The sequence below is a fragment of the Paenibacillus sp. CR_12 genome (genome assembly GCF_041953985.1).
In the GTDB taxonomy this organism is placed as follows: Bacteria; Bacillota; Bacilli; order Paenibacillales; family Paenibacillaceae; genus Paenibacillus_AQ; species Paenibacillus_AQ lautus_A.
Window position 1 is genome coordinate 424,743 of sequence record NZ_JAVFHO010000002.1, and the last position, 26,993, is coordinate 451,735.

19 protein-coding genes are annotated in these 26,993 nt (G+C 52.1%); 1 reads left to right on the forward strand and 18 read right to left on the reverse strand.

Annotated elements, in window-relative coordinates; all coding sequences use genetic code 11:
• Positions 1 to 86: 86 nt before the first annotated feature.
• The 8 genes from RB297_RS05590 to RB297_RS05625 form a co-directional block, all read right to left on the reverse strand.
• Positions 87 to 986 carry a carbohydrate ABC transporter permease gene (locus tag RB297_RS05590; protein ID WP_375119984.1) on the reverse strand — a complete coding sequence of 300 codons (900 nt, stop codon included), beginning with the start codon at positions 984 to 986 and terminating at the stop codon, positions 87 to 89.
• 72 nt (positions 987 to 1,058) lie between these two features.
• Positions 1,059 to 2,465: an ABC transporter substrate-binding protein gene (locus tag RB297_RS05595; protein WP_375119985.1), complete on the reverse strand. Its 1,407-nt coding sequence runs from the start codon at positions 2,463 to 2,465 to the stop codon at positions 1,059 to 1,061.
• Between the two features lie 130 nt (positions 2,466 to 2,595).
• A complete protein-coding gene (locus tag RB297_RS05600) occupies positions 2,596 to 4,221 on the reverse strand; it encodes a response regulator (RefSeq protein ID WP_375119986.1) in 1,626 nt (541 codons plus the stop codon).
• The gene (locus tag RB297_RS05605) at positions 4,208 to 5,962 is read right to left on the reverse strand and encodes a cache domain-containing sensor histidine kinase (protein WP_375119987.1); all 1,755 of its coding nucleotides are present in this window, start codon (positions 5,960 to 5,962) and stop codon (positions 4,208 to 4,210) included. Before RB297_RS05605 ends, RB297_RS05600 begins: the two co-directional genes overlap by 14 nt.
• Before the next feature lie 190 nt (positions 5,963 to 6,152).
• Positions 6,153 to 9,227: a 3-keto-alpha-glucoside-1,2-lyase-like domain-containing protein gene (locus tag RB297_RS05610; RefSeq protein WP_375119988.1), complete on the reverse strand. Its 3,075-nt coding sequence runs from the start codon at positions 9,225 to 9,227 to the stop codon at positions 6,153 to 6,155.
• A 305-nt stretch (positions 9,228 to 9,532) separates the two neighbouring features.
• Complete coding sequence (locus RB297_RS05615; protein WP_375119989.1) at positions 9,533 to 10,369, reverse strand: isocitrate lyase/PEP mutase family protein; 837 nt, start codon at positions 10,367 to 10,369, stop codon at positions 9,533 to 9,535.
• Between the two features lie 413 nt (positions 10,370 to 10,782).
• Positions 10,783 to 11,352, reverse strand: a complete 570-nt coding sequence (locus RB297_RS05620; protein ID WP_375119990.1) for a YdeI/OmpD-associated family protein — start codon at positions 11,350 to 11,352, stop codon at positions 10,783 to 10,785.
• A 79-nt stretch (positions 11,353 to 11,431) separates the two neighbouring features.
• Positions 11,432 to 11,896: a VOC family protein gene (locus RB297_RS05625; RefSeq protein ID WP_375119991.1), complete on the reverse strand. Its 465-nt coding sequence runs from the start codon at positions 11,894 to 11,896 to the stop codon at positions 11,432 to 11,434.
• Between the two features lie 98 nt (positions 11,897 to 11,994).
• Here RB297_RS05625 and RB297_RS05630 point away from each other — a divergent pair, with 98 nt between their 5' ends.
• Complete coding sequence (locus tag RB297_RS05630; RefSeq protein WP_192571697.1) at positions 11,995 to 12,903, forward strand: helix-turn-helix transcriptional regulator; 909 nt, start codon at positions 11,995 to 11,997, stop codon at positions 12,901 to 12,903.
• 141 nt (positions 12,904 to 13,044) lie between these two features.
• On the opposite strand, the gene RB297_RS05635 is transcribed toward RB297_RS05630, so the two are convergent.
• The 10 genes from RB297_RS05635 to RB297_RS05680 all read right to left on the reverse strand — a co-directional run bounded on the left by RB297_RS05635 (position 13,045) and on the right by RB297_RS05680 (position 26,630).
• Entirely contained in the window at positions 13,045 to 13,533 is a 489-nt protein-coding gene (locus RB297_RS05635; protein ID WP_375119992.1) for an extracellular solute-binding protein, read from the reverse strand.
• On the reverse strand, positions 13,530 to 14,495 hold the full coding sequence (locus RB297_RS05640) for an extracellular solute-binding protein (protein WP_375119993.1): 966 nt from the start codon (positions 14,493 to 14,495) through the stop codon (positions 13,530 to 13,532). The genes RB297_RS05635 and RB297_RS05640 overlap by 4 nt, the downstream gene beginning before the upstream one ends.
• 92 nt (positions 14,496 to 14,587) lie before the next feature.
• A complete protein-coding gene (locus RB297_RS05645; RefSeq protein ID WP_375119994.1) occupies positions 14,588 to 15,616 on the reverse strand; it encodes an alpha/beta hydrolase family protein in 1,029 nt (342 codons plus the stop codon).
• Positions 15,603 to 17,510 (reverse strand): NHL repeat-containing protein, encoded by a 1,908-nt coding sequence (locus RB297_RS05650; protein ID WP_375119995.1) that lies wholly within the window; start codon positions 17,508 to 17,510, stop codon positions 15,603 to 15,605. Before RB297_RS05650 ends, RB297_RS05645 begins: the two co-directional genes overlap by 14 nt.
• Positions 17,491 to 18,729, reverse strand: coding sequence for a DegT/DnrJ/EryC1/StrS family aminotransferase (locus RB297_RS05655; RefSeq protein ID WP_375119996.1), 1,239 nt, complete (start codon positions 18,727 to 18,729; stop codon positions 17,491 to 17,493). The genes RB297_RS05650 and RB297_RS05655 overlap by 20 nt, the downstream gene beginning before the upstream one ends.
• Before the next feature lie 23 nt (positions 18,730 to 18,752).
• The gene (locus RB297_RS05660) at positions 18,753 to 20,456 is read right to left on the reverse strand and encodes a polysaccharide deacetylase family protein (protein WP_375119997.1); all 1,704 of its coding nucleotides are present in this window, start codon (positions 20,454 to 20,456) and stop codon (positions 18,753 to 18,755) included.
• Between the two features lie 124 nt (positions 20,457 to 20,580).
• Positions 20,581 to 22,176, reverse strand: coding sequence for an extracellular solute-binding protein (locus RB297_RS05665; protein WP_375119998.1), 1,596 nt, complete (start codon positions 22,174 to 22,176; stop codon positions 20,581 to 20,583).
• Between the two features lie 88 nt (positions 22,177 to 22,264).
• Positions 22,265 to 23,140: a carbohydrate ABC transporter permease gene (locus RB297_RS05670; RefSeq protein WP_015735651.1), complete on the reverse strand. Its 876-nt coding sequence runs from the start codon at positions 23,138 to 23,140 to the stop codon at positions 22,265 to 22,267.
• Between the two features lie 32 nt (positions 23,141 to 23,172).
• Positions 23,173 to 24,135, reverse strand: coding sequence for an ABC transporter permease (locus tag RB297_RS05675; protein WP_375119999.1), 963 nt, complete (start codon positions 24,133 to 24,135; stop codon positions 23,173 to 23,175).
• Positions 24,123 to 26,630, reverse strand: coding sequence for a heparinase II/III domain-containing protein (locus tag RB297_RS05680; RefSeq protein WP_375120000.1), 2,508 nt, complete (start codon positions 26,628 to 26,630; stop codon positions 24,123 to 24,125). Before RB297_RS05680 ends, RB297_RS05675 begins: the two co-directional genes overlap by 13 nt.
• Positions 26,631 to 26,993: the final 363 nt, after the last annotated feature.

A 26,993-nucleotide genomic window follows, 5' to 3' on the forward strand; every position in this document is an offset into this window, starting at 1 on the left:
TCGTAAGGGCCTTCGCTAAGTTGGCGTCCATTGTTGCATATAGTGCTTGTTCAAAAATCATGTTAAGTGGGTTTTAAAAAGAAACTCTAATAAAGCTTGTTCATTTTACGGCTTAATAAGAAATACAAACCCGTGATCGCACCCACAATAACAGCGGTTGCGAAGCCAACGGCGCTGCCGTATCCAAGCTGCTGCTCCACAGGCGAACCCGTGGAAACCGGAAACAACAGTTTATACAGATAGAGATACATGACCTCGGTTTTGCCGATCGGTCCGCCTTCCGTGATCAGCATAATGCTCTCATAGCCTTTCAGGGATGCGATAATCGCAAGCATAATGACCAACTGGGCAACCGGAGCCAGCATCGGAAGCGTAATGCTCCAGAACCGTCTTCCTGCATTCGCGCCGTCCATGGCCGCACTTTCGTACAAATCCTGCGGAATGCTCTGCAAGCCAGCCAGAAACAGCAGCATATAGTTACCGACCGCGCCCCATACCGCCACAAGAATGACCGTAAGCATCGCATGCTTTGGGCCGAGCCAGTCGATGGGCTGCGAGACAAGATGCAGCTTCATCAATACGGTGTTTACCATCCCGTTATAGGAATTGAAGATCGTATAGAACACCACGGAGATAACCGCGGTGCTGATGATCGTCGGCATAAAATAGATCCCGCGCAGCAGATTTCCGCCCCGCAGCTTGCCGTTCAGGATGACCGCGAGCAGCAGGGACAACGGCAGCGTCAGCAGCAGCTTGCCCCCGGCATAGATAAAGGTATTGCCAACCGATTCCCAGAACAACGCATCGCGCATCAGCCGACGGAAATTGTCCAGCCCAACGAACAGCGCATCGCCATACCCGGCATAGTCATAAAACATATAACGCAGCATCCATAACAAGGGATAGATACCCAGAGCCACCGTCAAAATGATGCTGGGGGACAGAAACAGAGCATTCTCCCCCAGCCGTCTCCATTTAATACTCACGATTCGTTCCTCCTTCGGGGAAAGAAAAGGGGCATCCGCCAAAAAAGTGTGCGGCAGCCCCATCCTTGCCTGTTATTCTCCCTGCGGTTTCGTTGGATCAAAGGCAGGGATCGGCGTTACAGTGACCTCGCCTTTCTCCACCGCCTTGGACAATGCGGCGTTGTATCTTGTGTTTAAATCCTCCGTAATCGCTTTCAGGTCTTCATCGGTAAGGATATATTTGAAGAAAGCGTCAGCATAGGTGGAACCCTCCGGAGTAACGTTTGGCGAAGCAGGCCAGAGCGAGTCATGTTCCCCGACCAGGAAGCCTTCCATGCCATTGATCTCCGGATCTTTAGCCTGTTCTACAATGCTTGGCACAATGGCAATACCGAAGCCTTTTTCATGATAGGTCTTCAGAACCTCATCGCCGTACATATACTGCATGAATTTCCAAGCCGCTTCCTTATTGGCCGATTGGGCGCTGATGCCGAGCCACGTTCCGGCGGACACGATTTCGGAAGTTCCCTTGATCTCACCGTCCAGCGTTGGAGCCAACGCGCCCCCCCAGTTGATTTCGGTCGGGAATTGATCCATGTACACCCCCGGCTCCGTCGAGAAGGAAAGATACATCCCGATTTTGCCTGCGGCGAACTGGGCGCGCAGCGGGTCGATATCCAGCGCTTCCGCTCCAGGCAGAATGCTTCCGTCTTTATGCATTTGCTTGAAATATTCAATGACCTGCGAGTAAGGCTCGAAATCGAATTGGCCTGTTTTCAGATCAAAGCCAAGTCCCTGATAACCGCTCAAGGAAAGAATCTCCCGGACGGAACGGTCAAATGCTTGCTTCGGATTTTTGAAGTTCAGCGCAAAACCATAGATGCCCTCGGCTTTGCCGACTTCGGTAATTTTCTTGGCATCCTCCACCATTTCCTGCAGCGACTTCGGAGGATTCTCGATGCCCGCTTTGGCAAAAAGATCCTTGTTGTAGACTAGGCGCATGGTGAGGCCGGTATTGGCGAGCGAGTACACCTTGCCGTCAAAACGGTTGACATCGTCGATCAGCAGGCTGCCGAACTTCGCTTTCAAGTCATCGGTAAAATACTCGTCAATCGGCGCGAGATACCCTTTTTTGACGAATCCGGATGTATTGGCGCTCTTGAGACGCAGTACATCCGGCGCTTGGTTGCTGGAAAATGCAATGTCGACGCTTTGCGCGTAATTCTCGGACATGACGGTCAATTCCACCTGGATGTTATCGCCGTTAGTTTCGTTGAACTTGTTGATTAATTCCTTGATATACTCCTGGTCATGACGGTCGTCAGTCCAGTATTTAAGCTGTACGGGTTGGCCCGTCTCGGTTGATGGTGCTGCCGTTCCGCCGTCAGGCTTGCCATTCGTCGTACCGCCATTGCCATTGTTGTTGTCGCTCCCGCCGCAGCCTGCGATCCCGGCGGCCAGAATGAGGCTCAAGCCGAGGCTTAACCATTTTTTTCGCATACATTCTACCCCTTTGATTAACGTTTGTATTGTGAGCTCGTTTTTTATTATAGAATCCCGTTCTCGGAAAAGGAGTGAGGCAAATTCACTCTCAAGGGATAGAATTCTATGGTCTCCTGCAGCACTCGCCTCACGCCTCCGGCCGGTCCATGTGATAGCCCGCCCTGAATTCGGACGGTGTCTGGCCGGTGATCTTCTTGAACATCTCGCTGAAATATCTGCGCTCCTCATACCCTACCGCCGCAGCCACCTCCTGCACCTGCGCTCCTTCTACCAGCAGCTGTCTCGCTTTGTGAATGCGTTCCGAGGTGATAAACTGCGTGACCGTCATCCCGGTCACTTGCTTGAATAAGCTGGAAAAATAGCTGGCGCTTAGATGCACATGCGCTGCACATTCGCCAACGGTAATATCCTCGGACAAGCGACCCTTGATATAGCCTATGGCATGATAAATAACCTTCTGCCCTTCGGATACGCTGTTTCGGCGAACCAGCTCGGCTCCCTCCGTGCACAAGGCATGCAGTTGACGCTGCAAAGAGGCCAGCGGCAGCCCCGCCGTCCCTTGTACCGTTCTGAATTTCTGAATCATCGGCTGTATCTCCGAATATGAAACCATTTCGTAAAGCGTGCGGATCGCTGAAGCGGCCAACTCATCGTACAGGCTGAGGAGATAATCCGGACTTTGCCGGGAGATCCGTTTCTGCAGCGCTTCCGAAATCGCGGACAGAATCGCGTCCGTCCGGACAGCATTCCCGGAACGAAGGGCCAGCAGGAGCTCGTCCTTGTACTCCAGTGCCAGCGGCTCCTGGCTTCCGCTCTGATGGATATCGTCATACATAATGGCAGCGTTGCCTTCAGTGAATAAGTGATGGGAGAGCGCCCGATGAGCCTGGCGATAAGAATCCGGGAGCCCGCTGATCTCCTCCGCTCTGCCGCCGACCCCGACCGAGATCGTAAACTTGGTGTAACGTTCAATATTCCGGCAGCACTGCTCGGCAATTTCGATCGGATTGGACGGTCCTGAATCGTTCAGTACGGCCAGGTACTGATCATGACGGGCACGGAAAAGAACGCTGTGCGCATAATGGGCAAGCGTCTCCTGCATAATATTCAACAGCGAGAACCGGATCAGCTCCATCTCCTTCACGGACAGCTCGGCAACTTGCTCCCGGAAACGATCAATTTCAATCAGCATCACGACGAAGCCGTGCGGCTCCAATTCAATATTCAGAAAATCCCACCGTTCCGATGCCTCTTCCCATGATGTGCGGTGACTTACGAGCAGCCCAAAGTATTCCTGCCGCAGCGCCGGCATGCTCTCGCGAAGCTTATTCTCCATTTCCCACAAACTTATCCGTTTGGACCTCTCTTCCATAACCTCTGCTTTGGCTCGCAGCACAGCCGACATCATCTCTTCTTCTGTGAAGGGCTTCACCACAAAATCAAATGCCCCGAGCTGCACCGCCTGCTGCGCATATTCAAAGTCGGCATAGCCGCTGATCAGAATGACCTTGCAGCCGGGATTCTCTTCCAGAACCAAACGCAGCATGCTCAACCCGTCCATGATCGGCATCCGGATATCGGTTATAACCAGATCCGGACACAACTCTCTGATCAGCTTCAGCCCCTCTTCTCCATTGCTCGATACACCTGCGACCCGAATCCCTTGCTCTTCCCAGTTCATGGCGGTCAACCCGTCCACCACGCTCTTAATATCGTCGATAATGCAAAGACTGATCGCTTCAGGATTGCTCATCCAAATGCTCCCCTTTCTTGGGTAAAGAAATCCGTATTTCGGTTCCGCGTTCCGGCGCACTGTCTACGTGAAATTCAGCACCGTCCCCATAATAGAGCCGGAGCCGCCGGATCAAATTAGACACCGCATATCCCTTTTTCGATTCCAGCCAAAAGAGTGCGCGCACTTGGGCCTCATCCATGCCCCTGCCGTTATCGCGTACGGCAATCGTCCAGCGTTTCTCATCCCCGCTAATTTCGATTTCGATTAGGCCGCCGTTCTTCAGGTCGCGAAAACCGTGCAAAATGCTGTTTTCGACCAGCGGCTGCAAAATGATGCGTGGAATCGAAATCGATGACACCTCCGGTTCGAGTACATGGATCTCATAAGAGAATAAGTCTTCATAGCAGCTTAACTGCAGTTCCAAATACTGGCGCACATGCTCCAGCTCTTTCGACATTGTCGTAATTTCCTGACCATTGTTCAGCCCGAGTTGGAACAGGCGGGAGAGCGACATGACCATTTGCTGCGACGGTTCGATCTGCTTCAATTTCAATTTCCAGTAGATGGTATTGAGCGTGTTGTACAGAAAATGCGGGTCCATCTGCGCCGACAGCGCCTTGATCTCAGCAGTTCGCTTATGCGTCTGCGCTTCCGTAACCTCATCAATCAACACCACAATCTGTTCCAGCATCCGGTTAAACCGAAATCCCACTTGAGCCAGTTCATCTCCGCTGCCGCTCTCAAAACGGGCGGTCAGATCGTTGTTCTCGACCCGCTTCATCACCTTCAGAAGCCCTTGCAGCGGCTTTAGCAAATAGCGTGAAAATGCGCCCGAAATCAACGTGGTGACAGTAAAAGCTGCCAGCGTAACCCCGGCGATCAGCCATTTGACGTACACCATGTCCTGGAGCACGTCGGCCCGGGAACGGATGGTGGTCATCGTCCAATCCGCTATGCCGAGACGGGCATAATTAAGCAGATAGGTTTGGCCGTCCAGATCAAAAGGCTGACTTCCCTCCGAGCGGTTCATCATGCCGCTCAAATCTCCCGTCTCCACCGCTTGCCTGACCAGCGGTTCCTTCACGGGGTAAACCGTATCTCCATCAGCGTTCAGCAAGAAGCTGGACGCTCCTTCCGCGGTGTTTCCCTGCACCAGCTTGCGGAAGCCGTCCTCACGGATATTTACGACAATATAGACACCGCTGACCGGCGTGTCAAAGATCGGCTCCAGAATAAGCGAAATGACGCGTTCCTTGCCGGAGAATAGCATGTCCTCATGCCCCTCCACCCACAGATTCTTTTTCTCCTGTTCGATGCGCGAATACAGCACGGTGTCCTCGAATGCGGTGAGCCGATTGCGGTTCATGGACGAAGGATAAAATTCGCCGATCGGCGTAAATACGTAGATCGATTGGATAAGCGGCTCGGCAATCCGCGCCTGCGAGAAAACGTTATCAAGATCGTTCAGATGCGTGTAATATCTGCTGGCATCCCCGGAGGCGGCATCCTTCAGCATGTCGTAGAAAGGCTGGCTGATCATAAACGTCATCATAATCAGCATCAGTTTATTCAGCTTCTCATCCACGATCTGTGCTGACCTGACCACCGTGTCCTGCGTGAGCTTCAGCGCATTCTTTTCCAGCGTGGCAGCCGAGATATAATAAGACAATCCTCCGGTCATCAGGACAGAAAGCACGATGACAGCCAGAAAAGCGACCTTGAGTTTGTTGCGGAACGATTGCCTGCGGAGATACTCCAAGCTTTTCACGCCTTCCGTTAAATTCTATTCTTTGATTATGTCACTGCATCCCCTGTACGACAATGCAAAAAAACGAAGCTGTCCCGAGCAGCCATTCACGGCTTTAGGGGCAGCTCCTTCGTATGATCCCATTAACGATGTTCGACCTGTGGATCGGCTCTTATTGACATGGTACGGGATGCCGTACTAGTTAGATCGGACCAGATGCCAGTACCACGGCATCATCAAAAGCGACGCCTGCCGAAGTGGTCCGAAATCCTATTTTTCCTGCAGTCAATTCCGTCTCGGGATTGGTCCATTCCACTTTTAATTCTCCATCCACATAACCTTTTATTGTGTTCCCATCAATGGAAGCCTTCATCGTATACCACTGGTTCGCCTGAGCTGTAAACGGGGTACTGGATACAAGAGTCATGACGTTGTCCACGGATTTGTACAACTCCAGCTTTTGGGCTGCGGAATGGATTCGGAACATATAGAAATTACCCGCATCCTGTACCCTAAAGAGAATGCCTGCGTTGGCATTGGTGATGGGCATTTTCGCTTTGGCTTCATACGTATAATCCGTCCACGAATCGCCAGCAGCAATGACTGCAGCAGCAGCTTGATTCTGAATCAAGGCTTTTGTGCCGTCAGTTGTTACATCCCAGGAACCTGAAACAGACGTCCATCCTCCGGCATTTCCATCTTCGAAATCGTCGCTGAATCGGATGACCGTAGGATCCGGATTCACGGGAGGTTCATTCACGTCCATGACATGGATCGTAAAGGACTTCTCAACATACAGTCCGCCTGAGTCTGTACTCCTCACCCGGATGCTGTAGCTATCCTTGGCTTCGTAATCAGGCGTTACGGCTAGAAACAACTTATTGTCCGAAATGGTGAAGCTGTCGTTGTCCACATCCCCTGCCCCTGCTATCAGCATATAAGCAAATGTTTCTTCCGCATCAGGGTCGCTGGTGGAAAAGCTTCCGACCATACCTCCCGCCGTCGTGTTTTCAATAACACTGTTGTGTGAAAGAGCAATCTCCTCAGGCGCTTTATTGAGGAGACTAACCACGACATCGTCAAAATGGACGCCCGCCGAGGTGGTCCGGAATCCGATCCCCCCAGCCGTCAATTCGGTTACAGGATTGGTCCATTCCATCTTTAATTCTCCATCCACGTAACAGGAAATCGTGTTCCCTTGCATAACCGCCTTAACCTTATACCACTGTTTCTCAATGGCCGTGAACGGCGTACTGTTTACTAGCGTCAGCTGTCCATTTACGGATTTGAACAACTCCAGCTGTTGATTCGATGAATGAATGCGATACATATAATAATTGTTTGCATCCTGCACCCTGAAGACCATGCCCGCGTTGGCATTGGTGATGGGCATTCTTAATCTGGCTTCATAAACGTAATCCGTCCATGAACCCCCGCTATTAGCGGTAATCAGGGAGGTGGTTGTCTGATTCCCGCTGGACAGCACATGATTCGTGCCGACTGTCGGGACGGTCCAGCCGCCGGACATCGACGTCCACCCCGCCGTATTTCCGTCTTCGAAATTGTCGCTAAATAGCGGCGGCTTGGAATTGGCAAAAACGATACCATATACATTGTTATTAACGGTAACATTCAAGTCGTCCAGGTTTGTTGCAAGCTTGCCTCCAACATAAACATCCGTGAACGTGACGCCGTTAACCCTTCCGCCTTTCGTGGCATTCCCGGAAATTCTGGATTTCTGGGTGCCGGTCTCGCGAACATTGATGTTCTTGACTACAACATTGCTTACATCGCCGGAAGTGCTGGTGGACACTCCAAGCCAATAGTTCCCGAATTGATTGATGCCGACGCGTTCGATGTCGATATTTTCAAACGTAATATTTTGGGCGTAACCTTCCTCCGGGAGGGTATTCAGTTGGTATCCATGATCAATAAGCAATGCTCGGGCGCTTTGATACACATACGAATTTCGGATGGTTACGCCGATTTGCGGCTGGGCTACACCCATGCCAATCTTGAAAGCCGCGCATCTTGTCCATGCAAAAGCGTCATCAAAGACCACATTCTCCAAATGTTCAAGCTCGCCCGGCCAGTCTTTGGACATCCCCGTCTGCAGCCAGGTTTTAGTGGAATACGTGTCGTCATCCGAGATGGCAATCGAATGTTGAACAAGCACGTTCTGACTCTCATTGATATCGATAACGTCATTCTCGATTTTGTATAAATCCTGGAATCCCTTAAGATTGTTTATGGTCACATTGTCGGAACGTACCACCATAAACGACCAAAAACCGCCATCCCGCAATATTAGACCGTCAAAAGTAAAATTGGATGTTGCGATCGGAACGAGCAGGTTATTGAGGAACCCTTCATTCTTATTCGGCGCCGGCATCTTTCGCTCTCGCATCGCAATGCCTTTTCCATCAATGGTTCCCCGTCCCCGTATCGTAATATTGGTGGAATCTACGGCAGTACGAATAAAATACGTTCCATCCGCGTTTCGTGAATCCTTGCGAAAATCAATCACGTAGTCTTCCCCCTTGCCCGTGCCGACAATGACGGCGCCGCCGGCCAGGTAAAAGGTTACGTTGCTTTTTAATGTCAGGTTCCCGCTCTTATAAACACCGGCCGGAATGAATACAACGCCGCCGCCGGCTTGATGGGCGTCATCGATCGCCTGCTGAATCGCACCCGATGCCAGCGTTGTACCCGTGTTATCCGCGTGGTATGGCGACTGCGTCACATTATAAATCCCGGCACCTGTGGACGGGGGAATATCCGTCTCCAAGGGATCTGCTGCGATAACAATCTTCTTCCTCTGGTCATTGATTTTCACGATGACATAGGTAGAGGATGAAAGATAGAACGTTAGCTTGTTCCCGTTGACCGTGCCTTCGATATTTTTAGCCTGAGGACTGATGGAGTATGATGTAATCGGCACATTGTTGGTAACTTCGATACGGACCGTGCCGGAAAAGGAAAATTGAGCATAATCATAATCAGCCAGATAACTGATTACAGGAATCGCTTCGTTATTCGCTTTCAACGAAAACACGCTGGATGCGGTATAGATGGATGGCATCGGGTAATTTTGTATCGTGGCCGGAGCAGCGGCGGTCTGTGCCAAAGATGCCGGATCAGCGGCATCCGTCATATCCATTGAAGAAATTGAATAGCTATCGATTTCTACAGCGTCCGCAGTTCGGGGTGAGAATCCTGTGATCATTACGGCAAGCACGACCAACAAACTAACTGCTTTTCTTGTAATGGTAAGCATAAATACCTCCTCAAGATTATTCATCTGCCACACGATAATAAGGCACCGCAGCTTCTGTTCTCCCGGTTGTATTCTTGCTTGGTTTTTTGTGAAGGCGCTAACATTTTATCGGAAGCAAGCAGCCCGCTTTCTGACGTTCACTCCCCCCTCCATCCAAACTTTTCACTGTCACGATGGATTATAATCCCTGCCCATAAAAAAAGGAGTGGGGCAAGCCCACTCTCCAGGGATACATTTTAACTGTTCTCCATCACCACCAATTCACCGGCAGCATAGCGTTGCGGGAATGAGGATCTGCGCAGACGCTATCTCCGTTGATTGCTATTTTCCGATAAATCGTCGTAAGAAAGGACTCCTAAAGTCATGTGCTCAAAAGTTCCCTCCTCCAAAATTTCATGGCCCATGCGATGCTGAAGGGATATTGCGGCGCGAAAAGGTCCTGAGCCGGTGCTGATACGCTGAATCCCTAGCGCTTCAAGTTCATTTGCAGAAGGCATTCCCGGCCCGGCCAATACATTTATCGGACAGCTTATTTCATGGCGCAGTGTTTGGATGTCGGAGATTTCCTGGATTCCGGGGACAAAAATACAATCTGCCCCGGCTTCCTGGTAGGCATAGGCCCGTTTGATCGTCTCTTCAAGCCTCCCTGCAGGCGGCATAGACTTGATCCAGTAAGCATCGATACGTGCATTGATAAAGAGAGGATACCCCATGGCATTCCCCAGCCCTCGGATCACGGCTAATTTGTTCTGCTGGAGCAAAATATCATGCAGCGGCGCTTGTCGATCCATGCTGCTGTCTTCAATGTTAATCCCCGTCGCGCCTGCCTTGATCACCTGCTTTACCGATTCTGCGGCTTCATCAGGCGTCTGTCCATACCCGTCTTCCATATCCACGGTAACCGGAATATCCACGGTTTGCACGATCCTGCGGACCGTATCCAGCATCCTGTCGAAGGGCATATTCCGATCCGCGTACCCTTGGGAAACCGCTATGCCGGCACTTGTCGTGCCAATGGCCTTGAAGCCGCACTTCTCGAAAGTTTTCGCGCTTGCAGCATCCCATGCATTGGGCAAAATAAAGAAATTAGAGTGAAGCTTTTTAAAGGCGGTAAGCTTTTCAAGCTGTTTTGTCATGTCCATACCATACCTCTCCCCATCTATTATCGACTGGCGTACTTTTGTATATAGTATAAACCGAGTTCTATTCGATACTCATCGAAATATGGAATGCACTTTGAGTTTCAGAAGGATATGGAAAAGTCTGACTAGAATAATAATCAGAGCCTATAAGAAATTGGAGTGAATACGTTGGGAGAAAGTGGACCATGAATGACAAAATAAATGAATTTATGATTTGGGCTGAAGACAAAGGTTGGACGATAACCACAAATATAAGGAAATCCCTAATGATTATTTGGAATTTTTAAGTATTGTAAAACGATGCATCACACCTGATGAGAAGACCTGGTTTCTTTGCGAGGATGAATACAATAATCGCTCCGATACTGATTTTAAATGGAATGAATTTGAAATGCTCAGTTTGGAGGAAAATATTAATAATCTAGCAGACGGCCATGATCGTTCCATTGACCGTACATTTTGTTTTCTCTTGTGTTGGATATGAATTTGTCTAATCTGCTCTTGAATAATTCCGGCTGATTCTTATAGCTTTGTATTGTATCAATCCGAACTCTTTTATAAAGATCCGGAAATGCCACGAAATTCTCAAATACTAGTTTTTCCTCCTTTAGCCTTTGTTCTATCATCCCATCTATTCTGAAAGAACCGGGATCCATGTCAGGAAGAACTCTTCTGCCTTCGTCACTCATGAAGCCCAACTTTTCGAGGCGGCGGACACGTTCTTTATTCAATTCGGTCCAGGAGCTTTTTTTACTTCTAGGAGACAGTCTCTGGGCCAGCTCGGTTTCGGACATTTTCTTTTTAATGCCGTCAATCCATCCAAAGCATAAAGCTTCCTCAACGACGTCCAAATATAACAACATATCAGGAGTTGGCGTCATATTAACCAAGACCCAGCAAGACTTCTCGGTCTTGCCATGGTTCTGCAGCCAAATCCTTAAATCCTCTCTCGTTTTTGCTGGAATGACATGCTCAATTTTCATAGCTAATACCCATCCTCCTCCTTTCTAATGAGAGTATCAAAACATGGCCTTTCTTTGGAAGGCCATGTTTTAAAATGCGTTACTGTTTGTTTGAAATGACTTTGTCAAGGAAGCGATCTGCGTCACGATTAAATTTCCAGGCAACTCCGAATTTATCAACCAGCAAACCAAAGCACGAAGACCAAGGAGTATTGGATAATGGCATCACAACATGGCCGCCAACAGACAATTGGTTAAAGTATTCTTCCAATGCTTGTTGATCCTCCATGACTAGACTAATAAGTATGTTGTTTCCTTTCACCAACTCACCCGTTACCTGCTTCATCGAAGGCAAAATATCCGACATCATGATTTTTCCGCCTGCAAATTCAACCGAGGACTCCATGATCATATTAAGCTCATTGTCTGGCAATGGATAGTTTGGATCCTGCGGAAAATCCTTGAATTTCACTTTTTTTACCTCGTTCGCCTGTAAAGCCTCCGAATAAAATTCAATCGCTTCTTCGGCGATTCCATCAAAGTTCAAATATGCAATAGCTGACATAAAGTTGTACCTCCTTCTTTTGATAAATGAAGTATAATTTATTAGTGGTGACAGACGCATGTCACCATTCAAAAATTTGTATCAAAAGAGGGACAGCTATGGAGAAGGTTGAGAGATTAATATCCATTATCATGATACTGCTGAAAAAAGATATTGTTTCAACAAAAGAATTCGCACAATTATTTAACGTTTCAAAAAGAACGATTCTTCGCGATATGGAAACACTGAGTTTATCCAACATTCCCATCTATTCTGTTCATGGAATTCATGGCGGATACGGTATTATGGACGAATACAAGGTGGATAAGCGACTTTTAAACAGCTCCGACTTAGAAAATATATTGACTGCGCTCGGCGGATTGGAACAAATTCTAATTAGCGAGGAAGTTGAAATCACGATTAAAAAAATGGAGGCCATGGTTCACCCCATGTCACTGAAAGGTTCGGTCCGTCTATCATTTTATGATTGGGAGGGTCGGTCCGAAATTCTTCAAACCTTGAAGACATGCCAAGAATCGATCATAGGGAAAAAGTTGATTTCATTTGATTATATAGATAAAAATGGCATGATAACGAATCGAATCGTCGAGCCGTATCAGCTTCATTTTAGCGAAACGAGTTGGTATTTGAAGGGATTCTGTTTACATCGCCAGAGCTATAGAACATTTAAATTATCCAGGATCGATAATCTCAATATGAATGAAGAAGCCTTTAACCCGAGAGATTATGCATTAGAACAAGACGCTGCCAGTTATCAGCCGCAACTAGTCGCCATTAAAGCGTTGATTGCGCCCGGCATAAAAGATCAGTTTATTGAAAGGTACGGTCGAAAGAGTATTGAAAGCCACAGTTCTGAGTATTACCTGGCTACCATCCAAATTCCTCAGAACCCTATTGGATTTCAATTTTTAGCAAGTTTCGGTACAAATCTAGAAATCGTAGAACCGAAATCATACGTGGAGGAGTTTCGCAATTATTTGCTTAAAATGGTCGATAAATATTCTTGAAAAGGTCCTTTCAAATGAACATGTCGGCAATTTCTAACGGATAGATGCATCTTGCTGCCAACATAAAAACACCTTCAAGACCGTCTCCATCTCTTACGACATGGCTTCGTTCTCCTGAAGGTGCTCTTCTTTACCGATTCGTCATTTCTCCATCCCGGTACCGGCGCCCTTCAAGCCCAGCCGGGAGTTGAAGAGTTGCTCGATCCGAGTGCACGTATCCGCGGGGGTTTCCATGCCGGCCCACAGCAGATTCAGTTCATCCAGCAGCGTCAATATTTCAGATTGGTTCATGTTAAGGATATGCAGCGGATAAGCATGCGGCAGTACCTCGAGATAACGGTTATAGTGCTGCGGATGAATGTCCGGATTCAGCAGGCTGTCATCCTCGGCAACAGACCGCAACACCGGAATGGTGCAACCGTACTGTTTTAGCAGTTTCTGTGCTTCCTCGCCCGTCATAAAATCCACGAGTTTTTCGGCGATATTCCGATGACTGCTCGCAGCGTTGATCGACAGACCCCCGCCTAGCAGTATAGTGGCGGGTTTGGTCCCTTTCGGCAAGGTCATCACGTCCCAGTCGATGGAATGGTCGCGGAATTCATTCATGAAATAATAAGTGGACATGATCATCGCAACCGTTCCTTCATAAACAGGCTTTCGGCTAAATGGCTGCTGCCATGGGAAAAGATCGGCGACACATGCTCCTTGTACATCAGCGATACGCAAAACTCCAGCGCTTCGATGTTCCGTTCGTCCGCCATCGTGCTCCGGCTGCGGTCCGCAGCCATGATGCTGCCGTCATTTTGAAGCAGGAAGACCGGCCAGCGGTTGGGGGACGAAGAGAAGCAGAAGCCGTAATGATCCGTCATTCCGTCTTCGTTCGGGGCCGATGTGCTGGCTTTGGCCGCCTCCAGCAGCTCCTGCCAGTCGACAAGACTGACAGGGTGAGACAGGCCGTGCTGACGGAAGATCGAACGGTTATAACAGATGACTACCGGCGAGAACACAAACGGCGCCGCGAGCATGCCGCCTTCATGATTGAACAGCTCGAAGACCCGCGGATAGCTGACCCCTTCCTCCATCAGACGGGGAGGAACATACCCTGTCAGCAGATTCGTGCGCCCGCTTTCGGTCCATTCCCGGAAATGCTGATCCGACATTATAAACAGGTCAGGCCCTTGACCGTCCTCAATGGACCGGATGATGGTTTCGGTGTAGAAATCCTCGGAATACAGCACCATCTCCACCTGAACGAACGGATGCTTCCGCTCGAACGCCTCGATCATTTTTTCGATAATCGGAATCTCATAGGAGGAAGAGAACCAGGCGAGTCTCAGCACGACAGGCGTTCTGTCCTCATCCGGCACCTTCACCCGGTTGCCCTTGCCCGCGATTTTCTCGATCAATCCTTCGTTCACCAGCTCATCCAGCGCCTTCCGGATCGATACCCGGCTCATTTCATATTTCTGGCTAAGCGTGTTTTCCGGCAAAATAAATTCACCCGGCTGAAGAACACCGGCAACGATTTCATTCCTTAATTCCTGGACAAAGCGTTCATAACGCTCATGAAATTCATTTCTTCTACGCAACAATATATACCGCTCCTATACATGTCTATAAAAATCAGTATATCATGAGGGACATCAGGATTCCATGCACTCCGGATAAAGAACGCGTATATATTTTACTCCGCAAGCTGTTTTTCAAGAAAAGCATAGGCTCGCTGCCGGATATCCGGCGGAAAGTCGTGCCCTTCATGACCGATCCAGCACTCGAAAGCAGATGAAGCACCCAAAAAATCATACAAACCATCCAGCTCCCCCAGTCCCGCGACAATCTCTCTCCAGTTCGGAAAAATCGGGTCTCGCGTTCCGGACCACATCAACATCGGCACCGGAGCTGCAAGCGCCGCGATTTCATGCCACTCAAACGGGAGGGAGCCGTTGCTCAGGGTGTCCGTAATGGATGGGATATGGGAAAACCATTCCCTAAGGCCCCAGCGGTTCGGGTCCGGATCACCGCGGAACATCGTAAATCCGCAGCTCGAGACGACGGCCTTGATGCGTTTATCCATTCCCGCCAGAAACCAGCCGTTATAGCCGCCAAGCGAGTGGCCGATGACGCCGATCCGGCGTGGATTTACCTGTGGCAGCGAGGACAGCACGTCGACCCCCGCCATGTGATCGGAGAGCATTTTACCGACTGAGGTCCATGCAGGGTGCCGTTGATAGAATGAAGCCGTTTGAAACGGCGCTTCCCCTTCATAGATTCGGTCACCGAACGTGATGGAGTCCGGAGCCAGCACGGCAAAGCCGCGCTGTACCAGCTCTAGACCATACTGCCGGTTCGCCCGTCCGGAAGCCAGACATACATCGTCTTTTCCATTCTCGGTTGTCGGGTGAAGGGCAAGTACAGCGGGGAATCCTCCTGCAGCAGGCGTTCCTGAAGGGAGCAACAGATAAGCCGGGATCGAATCCCCGTCCGGCGATTCGTACATGATCGCGTGTCTAGTGTGATCTTCTTCCTCATGCACGGAAACCACCCGAAAGCCCCCGCTGTCTGCGACGGCTCTCGGCTTATAATCAACCGGCTCCGGGGGCTCCCCCAGCAGCTGCAGCCAGCGTGCTTTCAGCCTGGACTCCTTCTCCATCCAGGCCTCAAGAGTATGGATTCCCTCTAACAGCGGCACAATTTCCCCATTAAAGCGAGTCATATAAGTAATCACCCTCCTCTTCCATCCGATACCGCCACAGCTCAGCACCGGAACCGAAATACACGTCTCCGTTCAGGCAGGCGATTCCGCTGGTCGCTTCGACCGGAAGCACTTCCAGCAGCTCCGGCTGCATACTTACTGTATTTACGGTGAACAACGCCCCGCTCAGCAGACCCAGAAGGAATGGATGCCCCTTGCGCTCGATCATGAGCAGTCCCTGCCGGACAATACCGCCCCAGGAGGATAGATCGCAGCAATGAATGATCTTTTGCAGTCCTGCATCGTAAACAAAGAACACCGATTCCGAGGTCATGCCATAGAGAAGACCGTTAGCGCCGGAAATCAGCTGAGCGATTTCCCTGGCTCCCGGAACCGGTACCCAGCGCCGAATCACTTGACGGGCAGGCCAATTCAACTCATACATCGCCGCTTCCTCGGCTATGCTGATCCCGCCGCCGGGCGTCTCGATGCTGGTGCCACCGAATACCTTGCCATCCGGCAGCACGGCAAGCGAAATCGTACTCTGCCCGCTGACCATTTCCCGGTTCTCCAGCATCTCCACTTGCCCGGTCAGCACATCCACGATGCCGAGCCCGCCGCCGGCCGCACCATAACCGGGAAAGCCGCCGTACAACACATGGCGGCCGTCCGGATGCGCGACTGCGCATCTCGGCCTGTGGATGGCGGCATTTTCATAGATCAGCGGGGGATTCCGATGAGGTCCTTGTTCCGTGCACCATTCTTTCGTCGTATCCAGCAAATGGACCAGGCCGCCGGCATAAGCCGCACCCACGATGATGCTGCCTTGAGCCGCATAAGCGGCAATATTGCCGCCGCCTCCCCGCTCCACGATATCGCCGCCCCAATCGGTCAGACGCCCGGCTGCGGTATCGTACGTGAACAGATGAAGCGGGTGATTGGAAGTGCCGTATAGAATGCCGTCCGGACCTCCGTACAGCGGGGAGAGTGACGTTCCGCCTCCCTTGTAGGCAAGCGGAAGCCGGCTCAGGCTTCCGTCCGCTTCCATGATTTCGATCAGCCTGTCGGACAGCTGCCATTTCAGCAGCACTCGACCGGCGTCAAGGTCCCGGTGCAGCTTGTTGTATCCTGCCCCCTTATACAGGGACGGGTTAACCTCCTCTGCCGCCACCTGCTCTGCCCCCTGCTCGCCCAGCAGGTACCATATGCCGGCTCCGTTCTCCCCGGATGGCAGCCAGCCGTAAACGGCGCCGTCGCAGCCTTGGTGAACGGCACCGCTGCCCGTCGTATTCGGCGGCCCCTCCAGTACGGTCTCCAACACTCCGGATTCCTTATGAAAGCAGGCGATGGCCGGCGACGTCGTGCCCAGTCCGGCATAGACCTTCCCCCCGCTTCCGCAGGCGAGCGTCATGGCATACTTCCTCTCGGCATCCAGCCTGCATAAGGTACGCGAGGAGTTTGACGAAGCATCGAGCTCAATCAGATAGCTTCCCGGATAAGTTGTTGCGTAGACCCGACCATTTTCATTCAAGGCAAATGCAAAGCCGGCTCCCTCTTCCCCTTCAGGTACCCGGTGCTGCCCCACAAAAGCCGGGGTGAACGGATCGATAACGTAAAAATAACGGCCTGCTCCCGTATAGAACCATCCCCGGGAATCACTGATCGACGCAAACGGATACTGGCCCTCACCTTCTGGAAAATAAAGCTGGGTGCTGTTTCCTGTTCCCGGATCCGCGATCAGCACATATCCCCGGGCTGCGATTACGATGCGCTCGGTCCCGTCGGCTCTTCGGCACACCGCCGCGGATCTGCTCTCGTCGACATCAACGGGTACGCCGATCCGCTCAAAAGCCCCCATCGTCCCCGTTGCCTTGCTGACGTTCACTTCTTCCGTATTATTCATGGCTTTTCGCATAATAGGCGCCCACCTTGGCAACCGCCTGAATGATATGCTCAATATCCTCGGGCGAGTAGAATTCGTTCATCGGAATCTGCACCGCCGTATCTAATATCGCCTCCGCGACAGGACAACGGCCTTGCTCATAAGAGACGCTGCTGCCGTCAAACGGAAAATGGCTCCCCGGATAAGCCTGCCGGTTCTGGAACAGCGGCTGCAAATAGCATACCTGCGGGATATAGCCGGCACGGTTGGGGATCCCCTCAGCCTCCAGCGCCCTGCAAAACTCTTCGCGGCTGCACGTCAGTTTGCCCAGATCAAGGCGCAGCATGTAGAACCAGTATGTACAGTCATGCTCCGGGTCGACCTGCGGCGGAATGACGCCCTGGATTCCCTGCAATCCTTCATTGAGCCGGTCGCCGTATTGCTGACGCCGCCCGCAAATCCAGGGCAGCTTCTTGAGCTGGGCGATACCGACGGCTCCCTGAAGCTCGGTCATCCGGTAATTCGGCGCAATATAGCTGGTTCCCCGGTCAACCGTGGTGCCGAGACGGCGGTAGTTTTTGTCCGCGAAGGCGTGAGCGGTTTCGTAATCCTCTCGCACTCCCGAATTGATTAGCACCATGCCCCCGTCCCCGGTGGAGATATGCTTGAAATCGTTCGTGCTGAAACAGCCATAATCGCCAATGGTGCCGGCCAGCCTGCCCTTATACCGGGTCAGATAAGCCTGTGCGCAATCCTCAATGACCTTGATGCCATGCTTTTCCGCGATCTCCATGATCGGGTCCATATCGCACGGATATCCCGCCAGATGGACGACTAGGATCGCTTTTGTTCTCGGCGTAATGCAGGCTTCGATCGAGGCCGGATTCAGATTATAAGTGTACGGCTCCAGATCGGCAAACACGGGGACCGCATTCTGGTACAGAATGCCGATCAGCGTTCCCTGGTCCGTAATCGGGCTTGTAATGACCTCGTCCCCTACGGAGACCCCTGCCGCACCCAGCGCGACATGAATCGCCGCGGTGCCGGAGGATGTCGCTACACTGTATTCCCGGCCGTACATCGCATTGAAATCGGTCAAAAAGTGTTTAACCTTGGTGCCGAAATGATAAAACAACGTGTTCTGCTCCAGCGCTTCGAGCAGATGCGCGGCCTCCTCTTCCCCGAATCTTTTGCCTGTGCCAAAAGGACCGGTCTTGACCGGCGCTCCCCCATGAATCGCTAACGCTTCCACTGTCTGATTCCTCCTCATTGCCGTTATTCGGCTGCTGCTTTCATCATGCTCGCAACTTCCGCACACGGCCGCCCAAAGCGAATGTCCGTCTGCGAAGCTGACGGGTCCGCCTCCGCAGCCAACGGCTGGCGCACGACCGCTCCCTGCGGAAGATTCTCGGTGATGAGGGTGCCGTCTGCGCCTACCCGGAGCACCGCAGCTCGTCTGGCCTGCTCCCAGCGGGTGATCTCCTCGCTCGTCCAGAACGCATAACCGAGCCGCTTCGCGGTTTCGACCGCTAGCGAAAACGCATGCCGGACGTTCCCTAGATGATGGATGTGCTGCTGGTGAAACAGAAAATGGGCGACGCCGCGGACTTCCGCCACCTTTTCGAGAAACGGGGCAATCACCGACGCATCCGAAAGCGTGGGATGCTCCAGGTCCTGGGTCAGAAAGCCGATCTGCAGCACCCGGTATAGCCGGTTGCGGTCATCCGAACGAGCGATCGGGTAATACGGATGGCTGGTACCGAACGGAAAGCCGACATTTCCTTTTTTGCTCGGCCCTCTAGTTTGATCCGCTTCGATGCCGTTCTGCTCGCACCATTCATAGAGCTCTCCCCAGCCCTCAAAGCGGGTATAGTGGTTCTTGTTCGAAATGATCGGCGCGCCGCTGGTGCTCCGGATTACGTTCAGTTGACGGGCAAATTCCTCGGCGCTCCATATCCCCTTCTCCTGCTCCAAAGCATTGTAGTGAAATGCCAGCTCATGCCCGGCAGCCTGAATTTCTTTGTAGAGCGACGGGGAATAACCCGGTTCGATCATGCACCAGGTCGAGCGGACGCCGTTATCCTGAAGCACGCTCAGGGTCGTTTGGGCCGCCTCCTCTATGTTGAAGTCGCTGTCGTGCGAGATCATGGCCACCTGATTGACGCCTTCCGGCCAATAGTCCAGAAACGGAAGCGTCATTCCCAGCGCATCTGCTTCCTCCATCAGCTGACGGACAATCACCTCGCGCCACCAGTCTGCATGCGGCGTATCAAAGTATGGCATCCCGGTCTCCGTCACCGAGCGGTCCTCATCCCAGTCCATCTCACACCGGTCATCGGCCTTCAAAATGCCTTCGTCCACCCCTCCCGTACCGTCCGGTGCGGGGATGCCGTCCTGGACGACAGGCCCGCCGCCCTGCTGAAGCAGAACGATATTCGCGGGGATGTCCACATTCCAGCGGATCAGCCGGCCTGCACCTAGCGGAAACTCCAGAACGGCTGCGGCTGCCTCGGCACCAGCTTTACGGAGCCGGCGCAGAACGCCATCCGCTTGAACCGGGATGTCGGATTTCTCTGACACCATCCACGGATCGCTGCTTACCGCCCTTAAAACCGGTATGCCTTGCGCATAGCTTAGCCCTGACAGGTCCCCATACACCGCATCCCGGATGGCAAACCGGGTACAGCCCAGCCGGCCGGCCATGCGGTTCAATCCGCCGTAACTGATGAGCGTCGCTCCTCGGCGGGCCCACTGCTCCAGACAATTCAGGTCCTCTTCCTTCTCTCCCGGATGCAGTACGACGATGATATCGGGTTCATATGACTCAAGGGTTTCGGCGTCATCAAACCTTGCATAAGGAATGCCAGCATGACCAAGCACCTCCTCCACATATAGCTGAAACAGGTCCTGGCCGTGCCCCCAGAAGTATTCCGCCGACTGCCTGTTAAACCACAGACCGATTTTTGCTGTCTTTTTCATGATACAGGTCTCCCTCCTCCACAGCTCGCATTCCCATAGGCGCTAGTTACTCCAAAGCAGAACAGGGGCAAAAGATTTGCCCCGCTGTCCTACGGATCATGTTTAAAGCGTTATTTCCAAAGTCTCACTTAAACAGTGCCTTCGGATCCTTCTCTTTGATATTCGCGTTGTATTCCTGGATGATCTGGGCACCGCCTTTGTCCAGATACTCCTGTACCAGTTTATCCCAATCCGAAACCGGACGGGTGCCCGCAATCATTTTTACCTGCTCATCCATGACATACTTTCTCAGCTCGGCGCCCTTCGAGTTGTCGGTCGGCGACTCCAGTCCATTGATCGGGTTTGCATATAGCTTGATTTCCTTATACATGGATTCGATCTCCTCAACCAGATCGGCCAGCTGCTTGGTCTGATACGTAATGGAGTAATCATTATCGAAATCCTGCGGCGCCCACGAAGTGTTATCAACAAAATAAGTGGAAGGCGCAAGTCCGTCGGATGCGAAATTCTCCTTGTTGACCTGCACGCCGTCCTGCATGTTATAACCCACACCGACTTTGCCCGACCACCAATCAAAATCGGCGTTTGTATCATTCCGCTGATCCTGAGGATAGAACTGGCGGCCGAAATCAATCATTTCGAAAATCTTCTTCAGCTTTTCCGGCTCATCGGCAAGTTTGGCGCTCAGCACGGTAATTCCGTTGTAGCCCGCCCCGGACGTAAGCCCTTTGTTGCCGTAATTGTCCTCGAAAGGACCAAGACTGATAAACTGGGCATCCGGATGTATACTGAGCAGGCCGTTCATGTAATCCTGCGACATGCCGCGCGGCGTTCCAATAAAGATGCCTGCTTTGCCGGAATAGAACTCCTTGTTGGTGTCTCCCCAGTTCAGGATGGCGTAGTCCTTCGTCATCGCTCCCTGCTTGTAGAGCTCAGACAGCATCGTAATGAACTCCCGGCGGCCTTCACCGATAATGCCCGGGATGTAGTTGCCCTGAGCATCTTGGTGGTACCAGGCATCCGGGTCCCAATACGGTCCCTGGTTGAAGTTCGGGTTAATGTCCTGACCAATGGCGATTCCGTAGGTGTCCTTCTTGCTGTTGCCGTCCGGATCTCCGTTCGTGAATGCCAGCGCTACCTCTTTCAGCTCCTCGTAATTTGTCGGCGGTTTCAGGCCAAGCTTATCGAGCCAGTCCTTGCGGAGCACCGTGACGACCTGATATTTCGGAGAATACTGCGGGATGGCATAAATCTTGCCGTTCACCCGCATGGCATCCCAGATAAAATCAGGCACCACTTTAAGCGACGGATACTCCTGGATATAAGGCTCGATGTCCAGGAAAGCCCCTTGCTTCGCAAATTTATTGTAACGGTTCTTGATGTCAGCCGACATAAGTCCGATCATATCGGGTATTTTACCTGAGGCGAACACGGCGTTGATCTTCTCATCAAAGGCGGTATTCGGCACAAAAACCGGCTTGTAGTCGACTTTAAATTTCTCGTTGATCATATCAAGTCCCGGACTTGAAGTCGGTGGCGGATCACCATAGCGAAAATCAATCGTAGAGATTTCATACGTCTGCTCTGTCGGTGCCGGTTTTTCCTCCCCCCGAGTGGTCGTTCCAGGTTTCTCCTCCGCCTTCGGCTGGCCGCCGCATGCTGCCACGCTGATGGAGAGCAAGGCCGCCATCACTGCGGTAAGTCTGCGTTTCTTTAACATGAGCTTTCCCCCATTCTTATCAATGTTGGAGTGTGACCTCCGTTTATGATTCATTCGAACAGCTCCGTTATTCGGCCGTTCGAAGTCATCAACCTTTGACGGCGCCCAGCATGACGCCTTTCGCGAAGTGCTTTTGCAAGAACGGATACACGATCAGAATCGGCAGCGTCGCCATGAGAATCGCGGCCATCTGGATCGTTTCCGGGGGCGGCGGATTATCCATGAACATGTTATCTCCTCCGAGCGTGCCCGTCGTTTCCCCCACCACCACAATCTGTCTCAGCACGACCTGTATCGTCCATTTGGCCGGATCATTGATGTACAGAATCGGCGCAAAATAGTTGTTCCAGTGCGTGACCGCATAAAACAGGCTGAATGCCGCCAGCGCAGGCTTCGAGAGCGGCAGGATGATGCGCCCGAAAATCTGCAGGTCATTCGCGCCGTCCACGATGCCCGCCTCGATCATATCGCTTGGGATGTTCATGAAGAATTGGCGGATGACAATCAGGTTGAAAGGCGCGATGGCCACCGGCAAAATAAGCGACCAGATGGAATCAAGCAGCCCCGTTTCCTGGACGACCAGATAGGTCGGAATCATGCCGGCCGAGAACAATAGCGCAAATACGACCATAAACATGACGGTACGCTGGCCGACGATCGGTCTTGACAAGGCGTATGCCATCGTCGCCGTAAAAAACAGATTGACGATGGTACCGAGCACGGTAACCAGCGACGTGTTCAGCAGCGCCTGCCGGAACGTCCTGGAGGCCCAGATATATTCATAGGCGTCGGTCGTCCATTTGGACGGCCAGAGCAGCAGTTTGCTGCCCAGAAAATCCTCGAACGAGGAAAATGAAACCGAGAACAAATATAAAAACGGAAACAGCATGACTGCGGATATGACAAGCAGCAGACTGATATTCACGCCGCTGAACAAGCGTTCCGCGATGGATTTTTGCTTCATATGTCGTTCTCCTCCCAGAAAGAATCGAAGCCCTAATATACGCCCTGTTCGCCGAATCGCTTGGACAGCTTGTTGGCGGCCATAACCAGCACGAGACCTACCAGACCCTTGAATACGCCGACCGCGGTCGAGAAGCTGTAGTCCGACTGCTGGATCCCCTTGTAATACACAAAGGTATCGAGCGTATTGCCGATGTGCATGTTAAAGGCGTTCAGTTGAAGGAACACCTGCTCGAAGCCGACCTCCAGCACGTCGCCCAGACGTATGATCAGCATGATTATGATCGTGCTGCGGATAGCGGGCAGCGTAATATGCCAGATTTGACGGAAGCGCCCTGCGCCGTCCATGACGGCCGCTTCGTAAAGAGCCGGGTTGACGCCTGCCAGCGCCGCCAGGAAAATAATCGTTCCCCAGCCGGCTTCCTTCCAGATGACCTCCAACACCAGAAAAGCTCGGAAATAATCGGGCTCGGTGAGAAAAGGGATCGTCTGCTGCAAGCCGAACCATTCGCGCAGCACGTCGTTGATCAAGCCCTCGTTGCGGAAAAAGATCGTCACGATGCCGACCACCACGACCCAAGACAGAAAATGCGGCATGTAAACGATGGACTGCAGCCCTCTTTTCAAGAGCGGATTTGCCACCTCGTTCAGCATGATGGCCAGAATGATCGGCGCCGGAAATGCGAACGCGATCTGCAGAAATGAAATGATAAGCGTATTCCAGATAACCTGGATAACCTCCGGGCTTTCGAAAATCCGGGCAAAGTTCGCAAAACCGACCCAAGGACTCTCCGCGAACCCCCGGAACGGGCTGTATTCTTTAAAGGCTATGGATATGCCCAGCATGGGCAGATACCGGTACACGATAAAGTAAAGCAGGCCCGGCAGCAGCAGCAGGTATAGATAACGATCCCTCCACATTCGGGTCCGGATTCGCTTCCAAGCGCTCTTCTTGACGGGAGCGGATGGATTGACCTTCGAAATCACGGTTTCCACACAGCTTCTCTCCCTTCCGCCTGACCACCTCTGCCGGTATTCATAAGATTCCATTCATAATAGCCGGGTGGTGCGGTTTGTTTGACTTCCACGCCAGCAGTTTTCTGCCTCAGCTTGAAGGAGACCTCCACAGGGTGGGGGTTATGCACAATGCAGGTTAAGCGGCGGTCATCGCTGTATAAACTCAGAGGCAGCTCCGCCTCAAAAGCGATGTCTCCGCCGGACAACCGTTCAGCCTTCCACAAATTAAGCATGCCGTTACCCGATAAACGGGCGGCTTCTCCCAGGAAAGTTATGCCCCGGTAGCGGGCTTCCACAGCGTCAGCGCAAAACAGCCAGATATCCTCCGCCCCGCCGGGCCTTTCCACCGTTAAACCGGAAGCCAGGCTTCCGGTATCCTGCTCCTCCTGATGGATGGCCAATCTCTCGCCGTAATGGACCCGCGGATTGATCAGCGTGATGAACCGCCGTCTTTTGCCTTTCGTGCCACCGACAGCTACATAAGGACCGTAGGTTTCAGCCCCGGGGTACTCGCGGAGGGTGAGCACCTTCTCCTTGGGAAAAGGAAACATGAGCTGCAGTGCGGCGCTTTCTCCTTGGAATACAACGGATTCACTTCCCAGAATCTCGCCCGGAGCCTTGGGCTCTTCTCCATCCAGAACCGCCGAGGTCGTATGAAACAGCAGCTCGGCCTCATCCGATTCCTGATGAAGCTCCACGTCATCCACGATGAAGTAATATGCCGAATCGATATGTAGGACAGATCGCCGGTAGCGTTTCAGCAGCCCGCCATAGCTTTCGGCAGCGTCCCCGACAACCGCCTCAAATGCCGGGAGTAGCAACTCCTCCCGGAGACCCCCGCCACCCAGGCGGATCTGCCCCTGACCATTGACGAGCAGCGAATTATGGCCCACCGTGCCGGTAGTGTAATCCGCCTTCGGACCGGGTACATAATCCTGGTAGCCGGGATTGGTCAACAGCCACTCTCCGCCGACATTGATCACCAAATTGTTCTGGTCCTTGTGATTATGGTCCTTCGCCGAGCTGCTTGAGGTGAAGCACAGCAGATGATCCTCATCGCCCCATCCCGACCGCAGGGCGGCCCAGCCTACGCTCCGGAATACTGCGGAAGCACGCTTCCCGTACAGCTCCGTTGGACTTGCAGGTGAGGTCTCTTTCCGTAAATAAAGAAGCGATGCGTGATGCGTTGCAGAATGCTTGTGCAGGTACCAAACCGCTGCCGGATGGTCGTAATGGGTAGCTGTCATGGCCATGAGGTAAGCGATATCGAGCTTGTAAAACGAATCCGACAGATTCGGAAACGAGCTTTCCTTTCCCGGTGCCAGGAGCCGAAAAAAACGTTCAGGAAGCTCTTCCCGCAAATACGGATGCTGAACCAGGCCGTCATCGCCGCTGATTCTCCGATAAAGATCCGCAGCCATCCAGGCATGGCGCGCAGCCACATTGTCGTACAGCAGCCCCTCTGTTTCTCCAGACACCCCTTTTCGGTCCAGATAGCTTTGAAGATAAGTAAGTCCGGCTTGCAAATATTTGGCGGCAAACGGGATCTCATCCATAATGGCCGACGCGCCGTACACCATCGCCACCTGCTTGGCTGCCACGATGTTGTGCATATCACGGCTTCCGATATCGATGGCCAGCGGATGCAGCCCTTTTTCCAGAATGGCTTGGCGAATGGATCGCCGCTCTTCTTCCGTCAGCAAGCTGTGAATGGCGTCATAGGCGCAGGAAGCGCCTAGCAACAGATGGGCGTTGCTCAGATTTCCTTCCGCGCCCCGCTCGTCGAACTCATACCATTTCCCGAAGGCGGCCAGGGACAACAGATGCTGCTTCACTCGAACCGCATACTTTCTCTCTTCCGTCACTAGGAAGGCCGTGGACATGACGACCAGCCGATCCTCTATCGCTCTGGCGTACATCGTCCAAAACGGGAAGAAGGTATGGCCTTGCGGTTCTCGTACCCGCTTCGGCTCCGTTAGGGGCAGCGCAACCTTCCACTGATCCGATATGGACGGATACAGCACCTCGAAGCTATCTTCCTCCACATAGTCGTCCGCTTTCGCCAAGTATCCGGCCCATAGCACGGATGCATCGATTGCCCTCGCAGAACTGCCGTCATCCCGCTTAATCCGATCCCGAAAATCCGCGAGCTCATCGATCGAAAACAAAATCCTCGGACGGTCCTTCAGCTTCAATTTCGCGGGTTGACCAGCCCGCCTTACAAGAATCTTCCATTTAAACTCTGAAAATCTATCGTCCAGAAAGTCTACGGCAATTTCGGTCTCGCCCGGCTTCAGCCCGGTGATCGCGCTGCCGTTCACCTCAACGATCTCCAGGTCGCTGCAAGTCATGATGAAGGTCGTATCCGATTGCGGCTCCATTCTTCCGCAGGGGTGCACAAGCATGAAGTTAAGCCGATGTTCCTCCCCGGCCTCCAGGAGCGAGGGCTTAATAAATTCCATCCGCAGCAACAATCGCAAGCTCCTCCTTTAATAAGTGAGTTTCTTACTTTTCAACCGGTCAAGAAAACGCTGTCATAAGTTTCTGCAACAAAGCGCCAATCGAAGCCATCCGCGGTAACGTGACTTCTGGTCGCCATGCTTAAATTGAATCATCTTTTTAATATACATGTATATTACTTGTATTTTTAATGATCTGTCAATTCAAATTTTTGTTGCATTCGTCCAACTGCAACATGATCAATCGGGAGGAAATCCCCCTCATACGGCCTGCTATAAGGAAACTTGCCCGTTCCAAAGCACCAGGCTGCAACCATATTTTTTCCGACTTTAAATCCTTGTTGTTAATCTCAATCCTTGACTCGCGGCGTCCGGTAA

Bases quoted from the DNA above. Each gene is read 5' to 3' on its own strand.
- RB297_RS05595 (WP_375119985.1), bottom strand. From the start codon at position 2,465: ATGCGAAAAAAATGGTTAAGCCTCGGCTTGAGCCTCATTCTGGCCGCC.
- RB297_RS05600 (WP_375119986.1), bottom strand. From the start codon at position 4,221: ATGAGCAATCCTGAAGCGATCAGTCTTTGCATTATCGACGATATTAAG.
- RB297_RS05610 (WP_375119988.1), bottom strand. From the start codon at position 9,227: ATGCTTACCATTACAAGAAAAGCAGTTAGTTTGTTGGTCGTGCTTGCC.
- RB297_RS05615 (WP_375119989.1), bottom strand. From the start codon at position 10,369: ATGGACATGACAAAACAGCTTGAAAAGCTTACCGCCTTTAAAAAGCTT.
- RB297_RS05620 (WP_375119990.1), bottom strand. From the start codon at position 11,352: ATGAAAATTGAGCATGTCATTCCAGCAAAAACGAGAGAGGATTTAAGG.
- RB297_RS05625 (WP_375119991.1), bottom strand. From the start codon at position 11,896: ATGTCAGCTATTGCATATTTGAACTTTGATGGAATCGCCGAAGAAGCG.
- RB297_RS05630 (WP_192571697.1), top strand. From the start codon at position 11,995: ATGGAGAAGGTTGAGAGATTAATATCCATTATCATGATACTGCTGAAA.
- RB297_RS05635 (WP_375119992.1), bottom strand. From the start codon at position 13,533: ATGATCATGTCCACTTATTATTTCATGAATGAATTCCGCGACCATTCC.
- RB297_RS05645 (WP_375119994.1), bottom strand. From the start codon at position 15,616: ATGACTCGCTTTAATGGGGAAATTGTGCCGCTGTTAGAGGGAATCCAT.
- RB297_RS05650 (WP_375119995.1), bottom strand. From the start codon at position 17,510: ATGCGAAAAGCCATGAATAATACGGAAGAAGTGAACGTCAGCAAGGCA.
- RB297_RS05660 (WP_375119997.1), bottom strand. From the start codon at position 20,456: ATGAAAAAGACAGCAAAAATCGGTCTGTGGTTTAACAGGCAGTCGGCG.
- RB297_RS05665 (WP_375119998.1), bottom strand. From the start codon at position 22,176: ATGTTAAAGAAACGCAGACTTACCGCAGTGATGGCGGCCTTGCTCTCC.
- RB297_RS05670 (WP_015735651.1), bottom strand. From the start codon at position 23,140: ATGAAGCAAAAATCCATCGCGGAACGCTTGTTCAGCGGCGTGAATATC.